Below are 18780 nucleotides of genomic sequence, written 5' to 3'. Positions count from 1 at the left end.
GCGAAATTGCATGGACCGGACAAATCGGCCGACGCTGTCGTTCGTGCAGGAGAACCCACGGCGCGCCATGACCATGCGCCGCAGCCATATGCGGTTTCCTTCACCGCGATGCGCGACAGGTTTCGCAAGGCGGCGCAGCGCGCGGGCGCGGAACTGACCGAATATCTCCATCCGCTGCATGGGCCGGACGGTGAGGTTCTGGCGACCGATGTCGCGCTGTTGGGGCGGCGCGATGCGCAAAAACTCATCGTGCTCATTTCCGGCACCCACGGCGTGGAGGGCGCTTTCGGCTCGGCCTGCCAGGCCGCCTGGCTCAGTCAGAAGAGCCCATGGAAGCTGGACGCGGAAACGGCCGTGCTGGCGATCCACCTGATCAACCCCTGGGGTACGGCGTGGTCCCGACGCGTCAACGAGGACAATGTCGACCTCAACCGCAATTTTATCGATTGGTCCGCGGGCACACCACCGGAGAACAACGCCTATGCCGGATTGCACGGCATATTGACGTGTAGGGAATGGGAAGGACCGGAGCGAGTCGCTGCCGATGAGAAACTGCTCGCCAGCAGAAAAAAGCTCGGGCAGGCCGGGCTGGCGGCCATTGTCGAGGCCGGTCAATACGAATTCCCCGACGGACTGTTTTATGGCGGCTCAGGCGCCGTCTGGTCGAACCGGACGTTGATCGACATCCTCTCGACCTTTGCCGCCGGCGCGCGTCATGCCGTCGTCTTCGACCTGCATACCGGTGCCGGCCCCTACGCCTATCCGGCCCTGCTTTCGGTCGCGACGTCCGAGCATTCCGGCATGGCGTGGGGCAAGTCCGTTTTCGGTCCGGCGCTCGCCACCGTCATCACCGGACCGGACGCGACGACCGGCACCGGCATTGCCGCGACGGCCACAGGCTATGTCTCCGAGGCCGTCGTCAGGGCGATGCCGAACGCGCGGGTGCTGCCGCTCGTCGTGGAATGCGGCACGCTGGATGGAGCCGCCGTCATGGATGCGGTCCAGGCCGACAACTGGCTGCATCTTTTCGGCAGGATCGATTCCGTCATCGGCAAACGGATCAAGGCAACGCTGCGCGGTGCTTTCATTCCCGACGATCCGGATTGGCAGCGGACCTGCCTGTCCACCAGCCTGCGCTATTTCGATCGCGCGCTGACGGAATTGCAGGCGGTCGAAGCCGCGGCAAGCGGGCTCAGCCAGAGCGAGCAAACGCCGTCACCGGCTCGCATTGCCGCTGCGGACCAAGCAGCCTTGCTGAAGGCTGCGACACCGGCGGTGCAGATCGAAGACCTTCACAAGAGCTTCGGCTCCCTACTGGTGTTGAAAGGCGTCAACCTCACCGCGCACGCCGGCGAGGTCATTTCGATGATCGGCTCATCCGGCTCTGGCAAGAGCACGTTCCTGCGCTGCATCAACCTCTTGGAACAGCCGGACGGCGGCAAGGTCGCCATCGACGGCGAAGTCATTAAGATGAAGCAGACGTCGAACGGCCGTGCCGGGCCGGCCGACATGGCCCAGGTCGAGCGAATTCGTGCCCGCGTCGGCATGGTGTTCCAGGGCTTCAATCTGTGGCCGCACATGACGGTGCTGGAAAATATCACCGAGGCCCCTCGGCATGTCCTGAAGGAGTCGCGCGACAAGGCCGTCGACCACGCCCATGCTTTGCTGAAGAAGGTCGGGCTTTCCGACAAGCACGCGCATTATCCAGGCCAGTTGTCGGGAGGCCAGCAGCAACGCGCCGCCATCGCCCGCACGCTTGCCATGCGGCCCAAGGTCATCCTCTTCGACGAGCCGACATCGGCGCTCGATCCCGAGCTGGTCGGCGAGGTGCTGCGGGTGATCCGCCAGCTCGCCGAGGAAGGCAACACGATGATCCTCGTGACGCACGAGATGCAGTTCGCGCGCGAGGTTTCTCACAAGATTCTGTTTCTCCACCAAGGAAAGGTGGAGGAGGAGGGCGCGCCGGCGGAGCTGTTTGGCAGCCCGCGCTCGGAGCGTCTGCGCCAGTTCCTGGCCCGGACGCTGTGACACCCTCGAAGGCTCCCGTTGGCGCCGGAGAGGTCGATAGCAATGAACATCAAAAAAGGGGAACTGACCATGAAACTGAAAGTCTTGTCGTTGCTCGCATTCCTGGCCGCGAGCACCGGAAGTGCGCTTGCCGCCGACGGTGAATTGTCCATCGGCACGGAGGGCGCCTATCCTCCGTGGAGCATGTCCGACGCCAATGGCAACGTCACCGGTTTCGACGCCGATGTCGGCGCCTTGCTCTGCACCAAGCTCGAGCTGAAATGCCATTTCGTCGTGCAGGCCTTCGATGGCCTGATCCCGGCGCTGAAGGCCAAGCGCTTCGATGTCATCATCTCCGGCATGTCGATCACCGCCGACCGCAAGAAGGAGATCAACTTCAGCGTCGGCTATGCCGAACTCGCCAATATGTTCGTCGCCCCGAAGGGCTCGGATCTCGCCGGGATCACCGACGTCGACACGCTGCTGAAAGCCCTCACGGGAAAGAAGGTCGGCGTGCAGGCCGGCACGACCCACGCCCATTTCCTCGAGAAGCGTGCGCCCGATGCCGACCTGAAGACCTACGACACGCTGGACCAGATGCAGATCGACCTGGCGAGCGGCCGCATCGATGCGGCTTTCGCGGATCAATCCGCCCTGCAGGACTTCCTGGACAAGCCGGACGGCAAGAATTTTCAGCTGGTCGATGTCAAGATTCAAAGCAAATTCGATGCAACGCTCGGTGAAGGAATCGGCGTCGGCATCGCGCAGGAAAACACCGAACTCAAGGGCAAGATCGACAAGGCGCTGTGCGAACTGATCGCGGATGGTTCGATCGGCAATGCCAGCCAGAAATGGTTCAAGACGGATATTTCCAGACCCTGCAACTGACGCCGTTCAACGTGCGGCATCGCATGCGCCTGGCAGGCGCATGCGACTGTCTCGTTCACACTTGATAGTAGAGCAATCTCATGGAATTCGGTCTCTGGCAGGTTTGGGACGCTGGTTGGGTGGGTGCCATTCTGCGCGGCGCTGCCGTAACTATTGCGGTCGGCTTGTCCAGCATGGTTGCCGGACTGCTGATCGGCATTGTCTGCGGCCTGATCAAATGGGCCAGGATATTTCCGCTGTCGCTGCTGGTGGACGGGTACACGTCCGTGGTTCGGGGCGTTCCCGAACTCCTCGTCATCTACCTGCTGTTTTTCAGTTCGGTCGAATTCGTCACCAAGGTCATCACCGCTTTCGGCTATGCCGGGCTGGCGGAGAGCGGTTATGCCTTCGTCATCGCGGTGATTGCTATCGCCGCAATCTCTGGCGCCTACTCGACCGAGGTGATCCGGGGCGCATTGGCGTCGATCCCCAACGGACATATCGAGGCCGCGCGTGCCCTCGGCCTGCCAGGCAGCCGTATCTTCCGCCGCATCATAGCTCCGCAGATGCTGCGTATCGCGGTTCCGGGCATCAACAATGTCTGGCAGACCACGATCAAGGATACGGCGCTGGTTTCGGTGGTCGGGCTGCAGGAATTGATGCGCATTTCCTATATCGGCGCCAACTCCACCCGCCATCCGTTCATCTTTTATCTGATCGCGGCCGTCGTCTATCTGGTCATCACGCTTGTCAGCCAGGCCGGCTTCGACGGCATCGAACGCCTGCTTCGGCTACGGGCGCGGAGGTAGGACCATGGAACTCATCCCGCTTGCAGTTCCCGTTCTGCTCAAAGGCTTGTGGGTTACGGCTGCGCTGACACTGGTCTCGGTGCTGATAGGCTTCAATCTCGGTCTGGGATTGGCCCTGATGCGGCTGTCGACCAATCGTTTCGCGGCCGGCTTTGCCAAATATTACAGCAACGTCTTTCGCGGCACGCCGCTGCTGGTCCAGATCTTCATTTTCTACTACGGGCTTGGCGAGGTCAGCCTGGTCCGGGACAACGCTGTCCTGTGGTGGGTGATCAGCGACGGTTCCCGCTGCGCGGTGCTGGCGTTGGCGCTCAACACCGCAGCCTATACATCCGAGATCCTGCGCGGTGGGCTGATGTCGGTCCCGGCAGGCCTTGTCGAAGCGGCACAGGCTTGCGGCATGTCGCGGCTTCTGCGCTTTCGCCGCATCGAGTTCCCGCTAGCGATCCGCCAGGCGCTCCCGGCCTATGGCAACGAGCTCATTCTCGTGGTCAAGGGGACGAGCCTGGCCTCCACCATCACCGTGCTGGAGATCACCGGCTACGCCAAGCGGCTGATGAGCCAGACCTTCGCGATCTTCGAAATCTTCGCAATTGCCGGAATACTGTATCTGGTCGTCAATCTGCTGCTGATCGCGATCGTACGCTCGATAGAGCGGTATCTCATGAGGCACGAAGCACAGGCTCGCCAAGGCATATCCACACCGCGTCTGGATGCATCGGCAGCGGTTTAGAGAACGGCCGTAGGCGCGGCGGGACCATACGGAACAATACGAGACGATTTCTGGTTTTGGCCTACGAAAAAGCCAATGAAATCAAAGACTATGGTACATCCTCCTGGCCCGTCATAAGTCTTGATTTCATTGCAGAAAATTGCCTGCCTTGATCTCACGACAGCGGGATGCTCTGCGCGCTCCTGAACCAATCGAGCGGGTTGTATTTGCGCTTGGTGCTCTGCAACGGCATGAGGTTGTCCTTGAAATAGAGGTACATGGCGTTGCTGATCCCGGGTGTTCCGTTCACGCCGAGCGCGGTGTCGCAGTAGTTGAAGTAACAGCCGTCGACGGTCCCGGTTGGATCCCGGCGCGGGTCGGGGAAGCCGCCATAGGCGGAGTAGACCTCCGAATACATGCCGTTAATCCAGTCGACATGGGCCTTGGCCTGCACCGGGTCGTCCTGGCCGACGGGCGCGCTGTTGTCCCAGTAGGTCTGGTATTGCAGCTTCATGTACGAGCTTCGCTGGGGGATCGCCGTGGTGCTGGACCCAACAGTGTTGATCTTGCCGCCATAGGAGTCGATCTGGCACAGGCTGGCCGCCATGTCCGAGGCCGGCACCCCGGCCGGCACCTTCTGCAGCCATGTCCACAAAGCCGAGACCTGCGCCGGTGGAAAAGCCTTGTTCATATAGGCCGACTTGTATTTGCCGAAGCGGTTGGGACCCGAGCCGTTCACCTGCTGCACGCCTTCGAGGAAGGTGTAGCGGCGGAAGACGTTGCTGTCGGTCGGCATCAGCGGACCGTTGTCGGCCAGCCAGCCCGGATGGCCGATATGCTGGCCCGGCATGTCGGAGAGCGGCCCAAGCGCCGCATAGCGCTGCCGCCGCGCGTTGACGCGTCGGGTCAGGTCGACTTCGTAGGGTGCGACGTCGGCTCCGAGCGGCTGGTTGTAGAGATAGAAGGTCGACACCGTCATCGAGCCGGCCTGCTGGTGGTTGGCGTGGAAGATGCTGAACTCGTCCCACGGCGCGGTGTAGCACTCGTACTGGAAGAAGGTGTCCAAGTAGGTCTGCAGCACGCCGGCGCTGGTGAAGTTGGTCCACGGAATGGTCAGCGTGTTGACATAGAGATATTGCGGCGCCACCGGCGGGTCCTGGAAATAGTAGCGGGTGATGATGCCAAAGTTTCCACCGCCGCCGCCCCGTATCGCCCAATAGAGGTCGGAATGCTGGCCGGCGCTGCAATAGACCAGTTGCGGCGTCCTGCCGTCGCCCGGCGTGACCACGACGTCGGCGCCGGTCAGATAGTCGATCGCCAGGCCGAGCAGCCGGGACAGGATACCGTATCCGCCGCCGGTGATGTGGCCGCCCAGTCCGACCGAGTAGCAGGAGCCCGCGGGCAAGGTGCGGCCATAGACGTTGAAGAACGTCCGGTACATGTCCCAGTTGCCGTTGCCGACATCGATGTAATAGCCCTTGTCGACGTCGAAGCCGTAGCTGTTGACCCCGGTGACGTCGATGATGCACTTGGTCGTCGAATTGTAGACGAAGCCCTCGTAGCAGTGGCGGCCGCACGTGATCTGGATCTCGCCGGGCTTGTAGCTGTACTTCCAGATCGCCTGGTTCATCATGTCCCGGACATCGTCCGCGGTGGTAGGGGTGAACACCATTTCGAGGTTGGGTGCGAACCAGCGCCGGTCGAAACCCTGCCGGTCCGATACGAGCGGCGGGCGGCGATAGGGCATGGGCGGTGTTGGCATGTGCGAACTCCTCTCTCATCGAACGCCTGTCGCTTGGTGCCTGCTTTGCAGACCCGCGCCGGTCGCTTCGCGCAAGGGCGAACGTCTTTCCCCGGCGCCGATCCGTCGAAACATAAGTAAGTCTTAAAATAACATAGCAACTGAGTATACTTCTCAATCAGAGAATTAGGCGCCTGTGACCGACCAATGTCAATGGATCCTCGTCGGCGAATACTTTGCAGGCTCGGTCATCGCGCCACCGCGGTCTTGCGGGCCTGCATCAACGTGCTGAGCGGCACCATGTCAGCTTGCTACACTGCGTTACAAAAATGCCGTTTCCGGACACATTGACGATACTCCGCAACGACCAAATCGCGGCCAGCTTCGGATGCAATTTTGGTCAAGGAGGAACAAGCGTGCTTGAAAAACCATCCACTCACTCAAGGTCGGCGCAGCGCACCGTTTTCGTCAATGAGCTGACCAACGGTGTTCTTGACCCGGCGGTCGCCATGCTCGGGCCGGTCGCCGATGGCGGCGTCATCATTGCCAACACCGCGCCCGGATGCTGGGGGCCGATGATCACGCCCGCGATCCGGGGCGGACACGAAGTCACCAGGCCGGTGGCCGTCGAAGGCGCCGAGATCGGCGACGCCATCGCCATCCGCATCCGCTCGCTGGTGGTCACGTCGGCGGCGACGGCATCCGGCCATGACAAGGTCATGGCCGGCCGTTTCAACGGCGATCCCTTCTGTGCGGCAGTCTGCCCCCGCTGCGGAACGGAATGGCCGGCGACGCGCATCGAAGGCATCGGCCCGACCTCCATCCGCTGTGAAGAGTGTGGAGCCGACGCCACGCCCTTTACCTTTGCCAATGGCTATACGATCGCTTTCGATGACGAGCGCCATGTCGGCCTCACCGTCGATCGGCGTGAAGCGGAAAGGATGGCGAAGGACGCGGGCAAGCTGATGGCTCTGCCGGATACGTCGATCCAGAATCCGATCCTGACCTTTGCTCCGGCTGATCTTGTCGCAGTCGCCACGCGACTGCGTCCCTTCCTCGGGCAGCTCGGCACCACGCCGTCCAAGGCGATGCCGGATTCGCACAATGCCGGTGATTTCGGCGCGTTCCTGCTGGACGCGCCGCACGTCTTTTCGCTGACCAGGGAAGAGCTTGCCACCCACAAGACCGACGGTCATCTCGACGTCAACACGGTTCGCGAGGGAGCGGTGCTGATCTGCCCGGTCAAGGTTCCGGGCGGCGGCATCTACCTGGGCGACATGCATGCTTTCCAGGGCGACGGCGAAATTGCCGGGCACACCGCCGATGTGGCGGGCACGGCCACGCTGGAAGTGCATGTCATCAAGGGGCTGAAGATCGACGGCCCGATCCTCTTCCCGCGCGGCGAAGATCTGCCCTACCTCGCGCGTCCTTTGACGGCCGGCGAGAAGCACGCTGTCGCCGCCCTCGCCGCCCGGCATGGAATTGCCGAGGTCGAAGAGGACGCGCCGGTCACCTTCATCGGCACCGGCGCCAATCCGAACCAGGCGACCGACAATGGCCTGCAACGCGCCGCCGACGTGCTTGGTCTCAGCCTTGCCGAGGTCATGAACCGCGCCACTGTCGCCGGTGCGATCGAGATCGGGCGGCATCCGGGCGCCGTGCGCGTCACACTGCGTGCTCCGCTCGCGGCGCTGGATGCCAAGGGCCTGGGTGACTTTGCCCGCGGCCTTTACGGCCTCTAGCAACGCTCAGTGTTCCCTGCACGGCCGTCAGGCGGCCGTGCCCCTGTACCCAACTTGTTGAACCCAAACTTTTCCCGAATGTCGCCGAGCGGCTCCATCTAGAAAAGGACGACTGGATATGACCCGTACAAAACGTTTTCTTGCCTCCTCCACGCTGATCGTGGCAGCCGGCCTGCCGATCTCCGCATACGCCAACCCCTCGACCCCGACCGCCATAGTCGCGCAGGCGGACGCAGCTGCGACGAGCGAGGCGGCGCGTCCGGCCGACACCGCCATCCGCCCGTTCCAGTTTCATGCGACCGACCGCGAACTGGCGGACCTCAAAAGCCGTATTTCCGCGACCAAGTGGCCGAGCCGGGAACTGGTGAACGACATCACGCAAGGGGTGCAGCTGGCGACCATGCAGAAGCTCGCCCAGTATTGGGCGAGCGACTATGATTGGCGTCGGTTCGAGACCAGGCTGAACGCCCTGCCGCAATTTGTGACGACCATCGACGGTGTCGACATTCATTTCATCCATGCCCGTTCCAAGCACAAGAACGCCATGCCAATCGTCATCACCCATGGTTGGCCGGGCTCCGTCATCGAGCAGTTGAAGCTCATCGATCCGCTGACCAATCCGACCGCGCATGGCGGCACCGAGGCGGACGCGTTCGATGTCGTCATCCCCTCGCTTCCCGGCTACGGCTTTTCCGGAAAGCCGACCGAACTCGGCTGGGATCCCCAGCGCATCGCGCGGGCCTGGACCGTGCTCATGAAGCGGCTCGGCTACAGCAGGTTTGTCGCCCAGGGTGGCGATTGGGGTGACGCCGTGACCGAGCAGATGGCCGTTCAGGCGCCGCCGGAACTGGCGGGCATCCACACCAACATGCCGGGTGCCGTCCCCGACGAGATCGAGAAGGCGCTTGAAGCGCGCAAACCTGCCCCCGCGGGCCTGTCGGCCGACGAGCAGCGTGCCTACGGCCAGCTCGACTTCTTCTACACGCACGGCCTCGCCTATGCTCAGGAGATGTCGGCTCGGCCGCAGACTCTGTACGGGATCGAGGATTCGCCGGTCGGTCTTGCCGCCTGGATGCTCGATCACGACGCGCGCAGCTATGAGCTGATCGCGCGGGTGTTCGATGGCAAGGCCGAAGGGCTGACGCGCGATGATGTGCTGGACAACATCACGCTCTACTGGCTGACCAACACCGCCGTCACGTCGGCCCGTCTTTACTGGGAAAACAAGCTCGCCTTTTTCGCACCGAAGGGGATTACCATCCCGGTTGCGGTCAGCGCGTTCCCGGATGAACTCTATCAGGCTCCAAAAAGCTGGGTCGAGAAAGCCTTTCCGAATCTGCTCTACTACAACCGACCGGAAAAGGGTGGACACTTCGCCGCCTGGGAGCAGCCCGAAGCCCTGACCAAGGATCTTCGTCTCGCGTTCCGGCCGCTGCGCTGATTGTCTGTTGCGGATGGCGCCGATCGCATCCACTGGCCCAATGTCGGTGGATGCGATCTCGACCTTTCAATCCATTACATCACGAGGCATGTCCTCGTCCCCGGAGAGGCTCATGAAATTCCTGACGATCTACATCCTTGGACTGGCAATCCTGGCCGCGCCTTGCGTTTACGACCCGAAATCGCAGGAGCCATCGCCCCTGGCCGGCCTCGTCGCAGCGGCCTCCGCCTCGGTGGCGCCGGTCGGCTTGCAGTTCATCGACCTGCGCGTGCAGGCGGTGACCGACGACGGAGTGGTGGAGGATACGTTCCGCGTCGATCTGCCGACCGGCGTTATTTCCAACCATATGGCCGATCGTCGTGCAGGCGTGCAGATCGGGTTCTTCTCGGACCGGGCTCCACCGCGAATTGAACGGCAGTGCGGAGGAGGCAAACGTGCTGGCCAGGGCTCTGGGCAATTGGACCGCCCTGCAGATTATCGACCGGATATAGTTCGAACAGCTCACGACGGGGTACTTTCGCCGCTGTGAAAGCCGATCCGTGCCAGTCGTCAAGCCGCGATAGCTTGGTCAGCTGACGGCCGATCGACGTCCGAGGTTTACCGGATCGGCGTCTCGCCGCGAAACAGCGGCTGGTGCGCCCGCATCAAGCTGGCGATCCGGTCGGCGACTTTTCGCACCGGCGGGGAGTGACGTTCCTCGTGATGGGTGACGATCCATTGGTCGGTTTCGAGTTCGGGGATAGGCTGGGCGACGCGAACCAGCCGCGGATCGCTGTCGCCGACGAAGCACGGAAAGATGGAAAGGCCGGCGCCGGCGGCCACCAGCTCACGCACTGAATGCGTATTGTTGCCGCGCACGGCGATGCGGTCGCCGTGATGGGCTTGCAGCCAGCGCGCCGAGGCGACGTTTGCCCCTTCGCCAGTAACGCCGACGAACAAACCGGCGGCAATGCCATTGATCAGGTGTCGTCCCGAATAAAGGGCATAGGCGACCTTGCCGCTCTGACGGCCAGCCAGCCACTGTTCGGTCGGGCGCTCGCTGCGGATGCCGATGTCGGCGGCACGGCGACCGATGTCGACCCGCTCGGTGGTGGTGACAAGCTCGAGCCTTATGCCGTCATCGACCGTCCAGATTTCGCCGATATGGGCCGAAACGAAGGCCGAGGTCCATGGCCCGGCCGAGACGCGGACGATGCGGTCTGGCAGGTTTCCCTCGCGCCAGCGGGTCAGCGACTGCATTGCCGCCTCGACGTCTTCGGCGCGCCGCAGCAGTTCTTCACCGACCGGGGTCAGCCGGTAGCCGGTCTGCTGACGCACGAACAGCGGTTCACCGATCTGCTTTTCGAGCGCGGTGACGCGTCGTCCCAGGGTGGCCGCACTGAGGCGCGTGGTTGCCGTCGCCGCGCTCAAGCCACCCAGCCGCGCCACGTCGAGAAACAACCTCAGATCGTCCCAGCCAATGTCCATTTTTCAGAAATGAAAAACTCGTTGCGACCATGGCTGTAGCGCGAAGCGGGCATCACGCGCAAGTATGCAGGCGTTGGAGGCATTGGAAAATTCTGCCTGGGCGGACGGTGACAAGCGCCTCGGCTGACCAAGAAGCCGGCGTAGTCCTTCGATCACGCAAGCGCTTTGAGCAGATGTTTTGCGTTTTCAAGCAACCCAGGTGCGTGGGCATTCTGCGCGCCAAAGGAGACGATCATGCTGGATGAACTTCGATATCGTTTCGCCCGCTGGCTTGTCTATCGCCAGACGCTTGCGAGCTTGAGGCAGGCCCCGGACAGCACGCTGGCGGATGCCGGCATTTCTCGCGAAGAGATCCGTGAGCGTGCCCGCCACGCCAGCTTGCGCCGTTGAGACTATGGAGACGGCCATGCAGATGATGGAGCTTTGGGATGGCCGCTCGGTGCCGCGCATCGGGATCGGCACCTGGGCGGCGGGCGGCGCCGCGCGCTGGAATGATACAGCGACCATCTATGGCGAGGTCGATGACAGCAGGTCGCAAGCCGCGCTGGCGATGGCCTATGACATCGGTGCGCGGGTATTCGACACGGCTGCCGCCTATGGCGCCGGCAATGCAGAGCTGATCCTCGGGCGGGCATTGAAGGGCAAGGACGAAGCCGTCATCGTCACCAAGGTCGGCTATTTCGGCGATCCCGAAACGCGCAAGATCGCTCCCGAGGATGCCTCTGCCGCGGCGATCCGGAGATCGATCGACAATTCGCGGCACCGCCTGCAGCGCGATTGCATCGACGTCGCGCTGCTGCATATCAACGAATATCCGATCGAGCGCGCTGGCGAGGTGTTCGATACGCTCGGCCTGTTGCGTCAGGAGGGCAAGATCGGCGCCTTCGGCTGGAGCACCGACCACTGCGAACGGCTTGCCGCCTACGCGCCACGCGAGGGTTTCGTCGCCGTAGAGAACGACTTCAATGTGTTTACCCCGGCGCACGAGCTGATGGCCGTTGCGGCGCGCGAGAACCTCATCTCGTTCAGCCGGTTGCCCCTGGCAATGGGGCTGCTCACCGGCAAATACACGCCGGCTGTGAAGCTGCCTGCCGATGACGTGCGCGGCGGGAATGCCGAATGGATGGTGTTCTTCAGGGATGGCGCCGCCAACCCGCAATACCTGTCGAGGCTAGCGGCAATCCGCGACCTGCTCAGCTCAGGCGGACGCACGCTTGCGCAGGGCGCGCTCGGTTGGATCCTCGCCAGGTCGGCGATCACGTTGCCGGTTCCCGGCTTCACGCGGCCCGAGCAGGTCGAGGACAATCTCGGTGCACTGGAAAAAGGGCCGCTGCCGGCAGCGGCGATGGCCGAGATCGACGCCGTGCTGAATATTGCCGAGACCGCCTAGTGTGACGATCCCGAAATTCGCATCCAACCACATGGCCGATCGTCGTGCAGCCGTGGAGAACGGGTTCTTCTCAGACCGGCTCCATCGCGAATTGAACGGCAGTGCGGAGGAGGCAGACGTGCTGGCCAAGGCCCTGGGCAGTTGGACCGCCCTGCAGATTATCGACCGGATATAGGTGACGCTGCATCGTCAACTGAAGCCATCAACTACCCAGCTGGCAGCTCGATTCGTCGGGTCGGCAACAGAGCCGGCCTCCGGCGTGGCCCGTTTCAGAGTTAGTTGGGCAGGTGCGACAATTGAAATCCAGGCTTGTGTTCGGCGCCGGATAACAGCGATTCCGCCGACCGGAACATGTCTTCGAATGCCAGCTCGTTTTCAAACACCACGCCGCCGACGCTGATGGTCAGGATATCCTCTGTTCCTTTCGGCGCGAAATAGGCTTGCGCCACGCGCGCCCGGATCCGCTCGCCGATCTCCTTGGCGTCGTCTTCCGTCGCACCGGGCAGAAAGACCCCGAACATGGAGGTTCCGATGCGGCCGACCAGATCCTCCTTGCGCACCGATGACTGGATGGTCGACGCTATGAGCCGCAAGGCCTCGTCACCCCAGCCCAGCCCGAAGCGCAGATTGATCGACCTGATATGTTCCGGATGAATGACCAGGAAGGCGCCGGATCTTGGACCGGACGATTCCTGCCGCGGTGTTCTCCTGTCAACCATCGCCGTGAAGACTGTCCGGTTGAGACAGCCAGTCAGGCTGTCAAAGGTCGCCGACTTGTTGAGTTCTCTTCGATAATGGCCGAGTTCGATCCGCTGCAGGCCAATGAACAGGAGAAGCGGGCCACCGATGATGACTGGCAACAGGACCGCTGTGACCATGCTGCGGCCGAACGGCGTCAATGCTTCCGAGAACAGAAGCAGGTAGTTGAGGCCAACTGACAGCAGCAAGAGTCCCGCCGATCCCAGGGCGGTCAGCCATGCGACGTCTTTCCATTGCCGGGGCGAGCTGTTCGCCATTGGGGTCGTCATTAGCCAAACTCCCGCGGATCGAATCGATTGGTCATAAGGCCAAGGTGTTGCACATTCAGTTTCGAGGAATCATACAATTTGAGTAATGGCGCAATCGCCTACCATCGGCCCGAACATGGCCTTCAAAGCAAGGCTGCGCGGGCAACGGTTAGCGACACCGAATTGTCGGCTATTGTGGCGGGCCGAATATGCCCATCTCCGCATCCTTGGCCACCGCTTCGGCCTTGCCGTAGATGCCACTCGCCAGGGCCGTCGCCCAGCCGTTGGAAACAAGCCAGGCACCGACGTCCTGTTTGCCCAAATTGCACGGTGCGGCAATGGCAAAACGATCGATATACGGCGGCACGACGCATTTGAGCGCCCGACCGCGCAGCCACGAATTGAACGTTGCTCGTGCACGCTGGCCGCAAGGCCAGGCGACGCCGCGAAACAAACAGGTCGTGTCCGGGTCGATGCCCTGGACCCCGCTGATGGCTACCGTGCGTCCCATGGATTCGAAGGTCGCCGACGAGGTGGCAACCGGTTGGTACAGCAGCACCGCTGACCAATCCTTTGGCATCCGCATCCCTGCGGGTGCTGCCAGGCCAAGGTCGCTGAGCGGCGGGCGCGGCTCTGCCCGTTCGATTTGCGCCGGATCAAGCTGCGGCGGCGCGATAAGGTCCTGAGCAATCTTGCGTGCCCGCCCTCGCCATGGCGTATCGGCGACGGTCGCTGGCGGTCGCGCTGGCTGGCCATCGTCGATGGATCGACGTGGCGCTGGTAACGGTCGATCGATCGAAAGAAAATCGGCGGCTCGGACAATCAACAAGACCCCAGCCAGAAGCAGCAGGCTTCCGAGCAACACCACCAAGCGATTGCGCCTCAGCCAGCCCATCAGCTCAAGCAGACCCCGGGGCGTCTCGCCCTCAGAGCAATTCCAGGAAAAGTGTGCAACGGTTTTCCGTCCGGAATTGCGTAAAACAAATACTTAGAGCGGAGCAGCGATTCCGCGAAACGCTGAACCGCTCTAGTACCCAGACGTCGATTTGGCGACCAGTTTGAGCGCACCTTTTTGAACCTGATAAAAGGGCATGGATCGCTCGCTGGAGCCATCCGCCCGAAACCGGAACAAGCCGGTCGATCCGCGAAATCCGCTGCGATTTTCGAGCACCTGCTTGTTGAAGCCGTCAGGACCGACCGCGCTGGCAATCCCCGCTGTCAGGGCGACCATATCATAGGCGTAGGCGACATTGGGGTCGGCCGGATAATTGTAGGTCGTCTTGAAGCGGTCGGCGATCGGCCCGGTTTCGTTTGGGTCGAGGGTGGCGATGTAGGATCCTTCAAACAGCGGTTCGATCGGACGTTCCAGCCAGCGGTTGGTTCCAACGACGGCGACGGCTTTTCCAGGAATGCCTTTCGATTTGAGCGCCGCAAGGATCTGTGACGGGTTATCGTCGCCGCTGGCGATGACGATGGCATCGGGAGCATCGACCAGTGAGCCCATGTCGTTGACCGCTTTTGTGCCGCCGTCACCGGCCGAATACGGAATGGTGACGGCGAGCGTCGCACCATAGATGCTGAGGCTGTTGGCGACCCGCTTTTCAATCGCGCCGGCATTCGCGCCGGCCGCGACGAGCAGCACGAACTTCTTGCTGCCTTTGGCTGCCAGGCCGGCTGCGCCCGCGGCCGCACTGTCGGCCTCGTTGAGACGCACCGCATAGACGCCCGGGCCACCGGCGAAATTGTCGGCCAGCGCCAGCACCGGCGGCCGCTGCGATCCCGACAGCTTGGCTATGTGCTGAGCGGCAGGAAGCTCGACCGGGCCGATGACGATCTTGGCTCCGCTCGTGATCGCCTGCACCGCCAATTCGCTGGCATGCGCGCTGTCGCCCTTGGTGTCCTCGACCGTGACCGTGAGCAGGGCATTGCCAAGATCGCTCATCGCTAGCTTGGTCGCGTCGAGCATCTTCCTGCCGTTTTCGCCGGCGGTCCCAGGGGCCGACAAAGGCAGCAGCATCGCGACCTTCGTCGGCCCGGTGCCGAGCGATTGCGTGGCCGGGCTGGCAACGGCGCCGGTGGCCGGCGCTCCAGGTGCGGCGATCGCTGCCGGATCGAGCGCGTCCGAGACGCTGCCTTTCGACTGGCAGCCTGACACCATAACCGCAAACGCGATCGCCCACGTCCACGAATAGTGGCCCTGCCGGCCAGTTTTCATGATACCTCCCCCTATCCCGCCGAGTGTTCGTCCCGGTCTCATCCCATTCATCTTACGGCAGACTTGCCTCGCCGTCTTTGTAATTGCTGCATTGTGGTCTAGCCGTCGAAGAGTCTTGCCCGGAGCGCCTTGATCACCTTGGCTTGCCCGACGCTTCGATAGTCGGCGCATTTCATGTATCGCGGCCCGGGCACGAACAACCGGCGCACGCAAATCCGCTTGCCTTGGGCAGGGGCGCTGTCGTCTGCGGACGGGAATGCGGAAAAGCCGAACGTCGCCACCGGTAGCGGCCCGGTCACCGCAAAACCTTCTCGCGCCAGGATTGCTCGCGCATGCCGGCAGTAGCGTACCGAAAGTTCGGAGAACCGGGTTTCACCATGCCCGGCGCGATACTTCATGACGGTGGTGCAGAGGTCGCCTGCGGCAAGGCTGTTCGCCTGCGCCAGATATCTGACGCCGAGCGCGATGTTGGTCGCCGGCGCGCCGAGCTCGTCGAGAGAACCGCGAAAGCCGAGCATTCGCGCCGTTCCCGGCATCACCTGCATCAATCCGACTTCACCATCGGCGCCGTGCACATCGGGATCGAAACCGCTTTCGATCTCCATCACCGCGTGCGCCAGCACCGGCTCCAGGCCGTAGAGCGATGCCTGGCATGTCGCGAACGCCTTGAATGTCTCGCGCGTCCATTCCGGGGCGGCGTCGCAGCGGGCCGGCCGCGGTAAGCCGAACGGGGCTGGTCGTTCCAGCCAGTTGGCGTGGGCTTGCGTGAAAAGCTGGCCAAAACCGGCGAATGCGATCGCCGCAGCGATCGCCTTGGTCAATCGTCCGCCGACCATCGCGATCAGCCAAACGGCGCGGCTCGATCCCTGCCGGTTAGTTCATGTACTCGACCATGCGATCGTGGAAGCACTCGCATTTGTTGAGGGTATCTTCGTCTTTGTAGTTCGTCTTGAGATAGCCATAGGCCATGCCGCAGGCGACCTTGGCTTCCGACGCCCAGACGAAGGCCGGGCGTGAAGAGTTGATCCATTCCGAGCTGTTGGCGACGGCCACCGACTCGTCCATCAGCTTCACCACCTCGGCCTTGAGATCGACGATGTTGTCGTTCAGCACCAGGTTCGACGTGCCGACCGTGCGGCAATAGTCGGCCACCGGCCCTTCGATGATGTCGGCGGCGAAGCCCGTCGATCCAGCCAGCAGCAGCGCCGCAGCCGAAGCCAGCAATCTTGCACAACGCTTCATTTAAGTCCCTCTCCAAACTGCGGTTTTATGTTTCGCTAATATATAGCATGAGAGCACGGCCACGCATAAGTGCTAAATCGTGGCCGTGTGCTGTTGATGCTGTGTGTCGTCGTAGAGGATGTTGATCGTGCCGGCGGCCGGCGCATTCTGCAGAACGGCGACATCCACGAAGTTGGCCGCGTTGCCCGATCCGCTGGTGTCGACGCTCACGGTGCTGGTCGCGCTGTCGTAATGCACATAGTCGGCGATGTTGCCGGCCGGCGCCTTGTCGAACAGCGCGCTCAAGTCGATCTTGTCCCCTTCACCGCCATGGAAATCGGCGATCAGATCCTTGATGTCCAGATTGTCGATCTTGAACGTGTCGGCTCCCGAAGTGCCGGCGATGGCGGCAGTGCTTCCGGAGCCAGCGCTATCGTAGTTGCCGAAGCCGATGTCGCCGACCGCGCCTGTCTGACCGTCGGCAGTCGTGAAGGTGGCTTCGCCATAGGTCAAGACCGAGCCGTCCGCCGAAACCGAGTGCTGATTATTGCTATCGAGGCCTATCTCGACGATGCCCAGGGCGGCCAGCGACTTGAACTCGCCTGCATCCGACACGCCGTTGCCGTTGGCATCCTGCCAGACGCCAAACTGCGCAAAGTCGTGATCGGCGGCAGTCAGCTTGCCGTCATGGTTCGTGTCATAGAGTTGTTCGAGCGCGGCAAGGTCGGTCGCGGCGCCGGCGGCATGCTGGGTGAAGACGATCTCGGAACCGTTGTTCACTTTGCCGTCGCCATTGAGATCGATCGCCAGGATACCGTCATGCGTGTCGACCCAGGCGGTCTTCGAAGCGACGCCATCGCCGTTATAGTCGAACGAAACGGCGGAGTGCGTCAGATCGGTGGTGTGGATTCCATCGTGGTTGAGGTCGAGCACGACCGGCGCGGCAACCGCAAAGGGTGTCAGCCCGGCGGCCACGTGGACAGTGAAATTCGCCGTCCCTGTTGCGTCGCCATCGCCATCCGTGAGTTGCAGCGTCACCGGAATTGTATGGTCGACGGTGGTGCTGCTAACCCCGAGATCGGTGAGGTTTAGCTTGGTCTTGCCCGTCGATTCATAGGCGTCGACCCATGCGATCTGTGTTCCTGCAGGCGATGTGATCGTCAGCAGCGTCGAACCGACCGTTGGAATGAAGGAAGCCGTGGTTCCGTTTGTATAGTGGGCGACGAACTCGATCTTGTCACCGGCGGTAACCGCATCGAACGAAAACTTGGCATAGCTGACGCTGGCTATGGCAATGGCCGGCGGCGTGTAGGGTCCGACGCCATCGTAGTCGTTAGGCGTTCCGAAATCGAAACGCATGAACTCGCCCGCGTCAAAGTTGTTGTTGCCAAGCCCCCAACCGGCGCTCGAGCCGTTGACATTGGACGTCTGCGTGAGCGCCGGATTGCCGCCGGCAAGCCAAGCTGCTTCATTGAAGCTGCCCGTCGGCGCCCAGCCGGTCACCATCACGACATTCTGGCCGCCCGCCGTCACCACGATGGAATTGCTGGGGCCGGAGCCGTAGGCGCCGCTCGAGGCAATGGAAACATTGGTGACAGTGCCGTCCAACGGCGCCAAAAGGTCGAACGTGTACTGCCCCGACGTGCCGGCATTCGGATTGACGGTGATGGTGAAGACCGCCGTGTCGCCCGCATCGTGGGTTCCGCTGTTGTTGTTGTCGGCATAAGCGGTCAACACACTGCCCGACTGTTCCGTGATGAGGTTGTGGCCGGCCGAGGTGATGCCTGTTGTGTTGGCCGTAATCGTCATGGTGGCCCCGGCTCCGTCGGCGCCAGCGACAAAGTGGAGTGTTCCAACCGCCGGCGCTTGCGACGTATCGGTGCTTGCCTGCTGGCTTTGCACGGTTCCCAATGTCGGCACGTCGTCGATGATCTGGATCGAGAGCGTGCCGGGAGCCGAGACATCGCCATCGGTGTCGGTGACCGTCACCGACATGTTGTCGAAGATGGAATCGGTGCCGGCAACGGAATGGGTCTCGTTGTCGAGGAGCGTATAGGTGTAGCTGACCGTTCCGCTGCCGGCATTGAAGCCGGTGATGGTCAGCGTGTTGCCGTCGGGGGTCGTGACGTTGACCGGGACCGAGCCGCTGTTGGCGAGGGCG

Annotated in this window: 18 protein-coding genes; 10 read left to right on the top strand and 8 right to left on the bottom strand. The window is 62.4% G+C overall.

Features of this window, described 5'->3' with window-relative positions; all coding sequences use genetic code 11:
* Positions 1-108: 108 nt before the first annotated feature.
* From AC1DYC_RS30840 to AC1DYC_RS30825, 4 genes are all read left to right on the top strand, one after another.
* On the top strand, positions 109-2028 hold the full coding sequence (locus tag AC1DYC_RS30840) for a DUF2817 domain-containing protein (RefSeq protein WP_477411455.1): 1920 nt from the start codon (positions 109-111) through the stop codon (positions 2026-2028).
* Between the two features lie 69 nt (positions 2029-2097).
* The gene (locus AC1DYC_RS30835) at positions 2098-2895 is read left to right on the top strand and encodes a transporter substrate-binding domain-containing protein (RefSeq protein WP_477411445.1); all 798 of its coding nucleotides are present in this window, start codon (positions 2098-2100) and stop codon (positions 2893-2895) included.
* Between the two features lie 80 nt (positions 2896-2975).
* Positions 2976-3683, top strand: a complete 708-nt coding sequence (locus tag AC1DYC_RS30830) for an ABC transporter permease (RefSeq protein WP_477306908.1) — start codon at positions 2976-2978, stop codon at positions 3681-3683.
* Positions 3684-3687: 4 nt separating this feature from the next.
* On the top strand, positions 3688-4416 hold the full coding sequence (locus AC1DYC_RS30825) for an ABC transporter permease (protein ID WP_477411444.1): 729 nt from the start codon (positions 3688-3690) through the stop codon (positions 4414-4416).
* 154 nt (positions 4417-4570) lie between these two features.
* Here AC1DYC_RS30825 and AC1DYC_RS30820 read toward each other — a convergent pair whose 3' ends face one another.
* Entirely contained in the window at positions 4571-6157 is a 1587-nt protein-coding gene (locus AC1DYC_RS30820) for an FAD-binding protein (RefSeq protein ID WP_477411443.1), read from the bottom strand.
* 395 nt (positions 6158-6552) lie between these two features.
* Here AC1DYC_RS30820 and AC1DYC_RS30815 point away from each other — a divergent pair, with 395 nt between their 5' ends.
* The 3 genes from AC1DYC_RS30815 to AC1DYC_RS30805 all read left to right on the top strand — a co-directional run bounded on the left by AC1DYC_RS30815 (position 6553) and on the right by AC1DYC_RS30805 (position 9848).
* Positions 6553-7878 carry an acetamidase/formamidase family protein gene (locus tag AC1DYC_RS30815; RefSeq protein WP_477411442.1) on the top strand — a complete coding sequence of 442 codons (1326 nt, stop codon included), beginning with the start codon at positions 6553-6555 and terminating at the stop codon, positions 7876-7878.
* Between the two features lie 118 nt (positions 7879-7996).
* The gene (locus AC1DYC_RS30810; RefSeq protein WP_477411441.1) at positions 7997-9319 is read left to right on the top strand and encodes an epoxide hydrolase family protein; all 1323 of its coding nucleotides are present in this window, start codon (positions 7997-7999) and stop codon (positions 9317-9319) included.
* Between the two features lie 112 nt (positions 9320-9431).
* Entirely contained in the window at positions 9432-9848 is a 417-nt protein-coding gene (locus AC1DYC_RS30805; RefSeq protein WP_477411440.1) for a hypothetical protein, read from the top strand.
* Positions 9849-9916: 68 nt separating this feature from the next.
* Here AC1DYC_RS30805 and AC1DYC_RS30800 read toward each other — a convergent pair whose 3' ends face one another.
* Positions 9917-10786, bottom strand: a complete 870-nt coding sequence (locus AC1DYC_RS30800) for a LysR family transcriptional regulator (protein ID WP_477411439.1) — start codon at positions 10784-10786, stop codon at positions 9917-9919.
* A 234-nt stretch (positions 10787-11020) separates the two neighbouring features.
* Between AC1DYC_RS30800 and AC1DYC_RS30795 the strand changes: the two genes are divergently transcribed.
* Genes AC1DYC_RS30795 through AC1DYC_RS30785 form a run of 3 tightly spaced genes read left to right on the top strand, consistent with a single transcriptional unit; the run spans position 11021 to position 12351 of the window.
* Positions 11021-11176: a YjiS-like domain-containing protein gene (locus AC1DYC_RS30795; RefSeq protein WP_477411438.1), complete on the top strand. Its 156-nt coding sequence runs from the start codon at positions 11021-11023 to the stop codon at positions 11174-11176.
* A gap of 16 nt (positions 11177-11192) precedes the next feature.
* Complete coding sequence (locus AC1DYC_RS30790) at positions 11193-12176, top strand: aldo/keto reductase (protein ID WP_477411437.1); 984 nt, start codon at positions 11193-11195, stop codon at positions 12174-12176.
* A gap of 1 nt (position 12177) precedes the next feature.
* Complete coding sequence (locus AC1DYC_RS30785; RefSeq protein WP_477411436.1) at positions 12178-12351, top strand: hypothetical protein; 174 nt, start codon at positions 12178-12180, stop codon at positions 12349-12351.
* 100 nt (positions 12352-12451) lie between these two features.
* Here AC1DYC_RS30785 and AC1DYC_RS30780 read toward each other — a convergent pair whose 3' ends face one another.
* The 6 genes from AC1DYC_RS30780 to AC1DYC_RS30755 form a co-directional block, all read right to left on the bottom strand.
* The gene (locus tag AC1DYC_RS30780; protein ID WP_477411435.1) at positions 12452-13204 is read right to left on the bottom strand and encodes a GGDEF domain-containing protein; all 753 of its coding nucleotides are present in this window, start codon (positions 13202-13204) and stop codon (positions 12452-12454) included.
* A gap of 169 nt (positions 13205-13373) precedes the next feature.
* Positions 13374-14051: a thermonuclease family protein gene (locus AC1DYC_RS30775; RefSeq protein WP_477411454.1), complete on the bottom strand. Its 678-nt coding sequence runs from the start codon at positions 14049-14051 to the stop codon at positions 13374-13376.
* Positions 14052-14210: 159 nt separating this feature from the next.
* Positions 14211-15398, bottom strand: coding sequence for an ABC transporter substrate-binding protein (locus AC1DYC_RS30770; protein WP_477411434.1), 1188 nt, complete (start codon positions 15396-15398; stop codon positions 14211-14213).
* Positions 15399-15496: 98 nt separating this feature from the next.
* On the bottom strand, positions 15497-16234 hold the full coding sequence (locus AC1DYC_RS30765; protein ID WP_477411433.1) for a lytic transglycosylase domain-containing protein: 738 nt from the start codon (positions 16232-16234) through the stop codon (positions 15497-15499).
* Positions 16235-16271: 37 nt separating this feature from the next.
* Positions 16272-16640 (bottom strand): hypothetical protein, encoded by a 369-nt coding sequence (locus tag AC1DYC_RS30760; RefSeq protein WP_023725556.1) that lies wholly within the window; start codon positions 16638-16640, stop codon positions 16272-16274.
* A gap of 72 nt (positions 16641-16712) precedes the next feature.
* The coding region (locus AC1DYC_RS30755) for a type I secretion C-terminal target domain-containing protein (RefSeq protein WP_477411432.1) at positions 16713-18780 on the bottom strand (2068 nt) is incomplete at its 5' end.

The organism is Mesorhizobium sp. P2_E7, from assembly GCF_056403855.1.
The sequence above is the reverse complement of the archived record's forward strand: the minus strand, read 5'-3'. Positions and strand labels throughout refer to the sequence as shown.

Bases quoted from the DNA above. Each gene is read 5' to 3' on its own strand.
- AC1DYC_RS30840 (WP_477411455.1), top strand. From the start codon at position 109: ATGCGCGACAGGTTTCGCAAGGCGGCGCAGCGCGCGGGCGCGGAACTG.
- AC1DYC_RS30835 (WP_477411445.1), top strand. From the start codon at position 2,098: ATGAAACTGAAAGTCTTGTCGTTGCTCGCATTCCTGGCCGCGAGCACC.
- AC1DYC_RS30830 (WP_477306908.1), top strand. From the start codon at position 2,976: ATGGAATTCGGTCTCTGGCAGGTTTGGGACGCTGGTTGGGTGGGTGCC.
- AC1DYC_RS30825 (WP_477411444.1), top strand. From the start codon at position 3,688: ATGGAACTCATCCCGCTTGCAGTTCCCGTTCTGCTCAAAGGCTTGTGG.
- AC1DYC_RS30820 (WP_477411443.1), bottom strand. From the start codon at position 6,157: ATGCCAACACCGCCCATGCCCTATCGCCGCCCGCCGCTCGTATCGGAC.
- AC1DYC_RS30810 (WP_477411441.1), top strand. From the start codon at position 7,997: ATGACCCGTACAAAACGTTTTCTTGCCTCCTCCACGCTGATCGTGGCA.
- AC1DYC_RS30805 (WP_477411440.1), top strand. From the start codon at position 9,432: ATGAAATTCCTGACGATCTACATCCTTGGACTGGCAATCCTGGCCGCG.
- AC1DYC_RS30800 (WP_477411439.1), bottom strand. From the start codon at position 10,786: ATGGACATTGGCTGGGACGATCTGAGGTTGTTTCTCGACGTGGCGCGG.
- AC1DYC_RS30795 (WP_477411438.1), top strand. From the start codon at position 11,021: ATGCTGGATGAACTTCGATATCGTTTCGCCCGCTGGCTTGTCTATCGC.
- AC1DYC_RS30790 (WP_477411437.1), top strand. From the start codon at position 11,193: ATGCAGATGATGGAGCTTTGGGATGGCCGCTCGGTGCCGCGCATCGGG.
- AC1DYC_RS30780 (WP_477411435.1), bottom strand. From the start codon at position 13,204: ATGACGACCCCAATGGCGAACAGCTCGCCCCGGCAATGGAAAGACGTC.
- AC1DYC_RS30770 (WP_477411434.1), bottom strand. From the start codon at position 15,398: ATGAAAACTGGCCGGCAGGGCCACTATTCGTGGACGTGGGCGATCGCG.
- AC1DYC_RS30765 (WP_477411433.1), bottom strand. From the start codon at position 16,234: ATGGTCGGCGGACGATTGACCAAGGCGATCGCTGCGGCGATCGCATTC.
- AC1DYC_RS30760 (WP_023725556.1), bottom strand. From the start codon at position 16,640: ATGAAGCGTTGTGCAAGATTGCTGGCTTCGGCTGCGGCGCTGCTGCTG.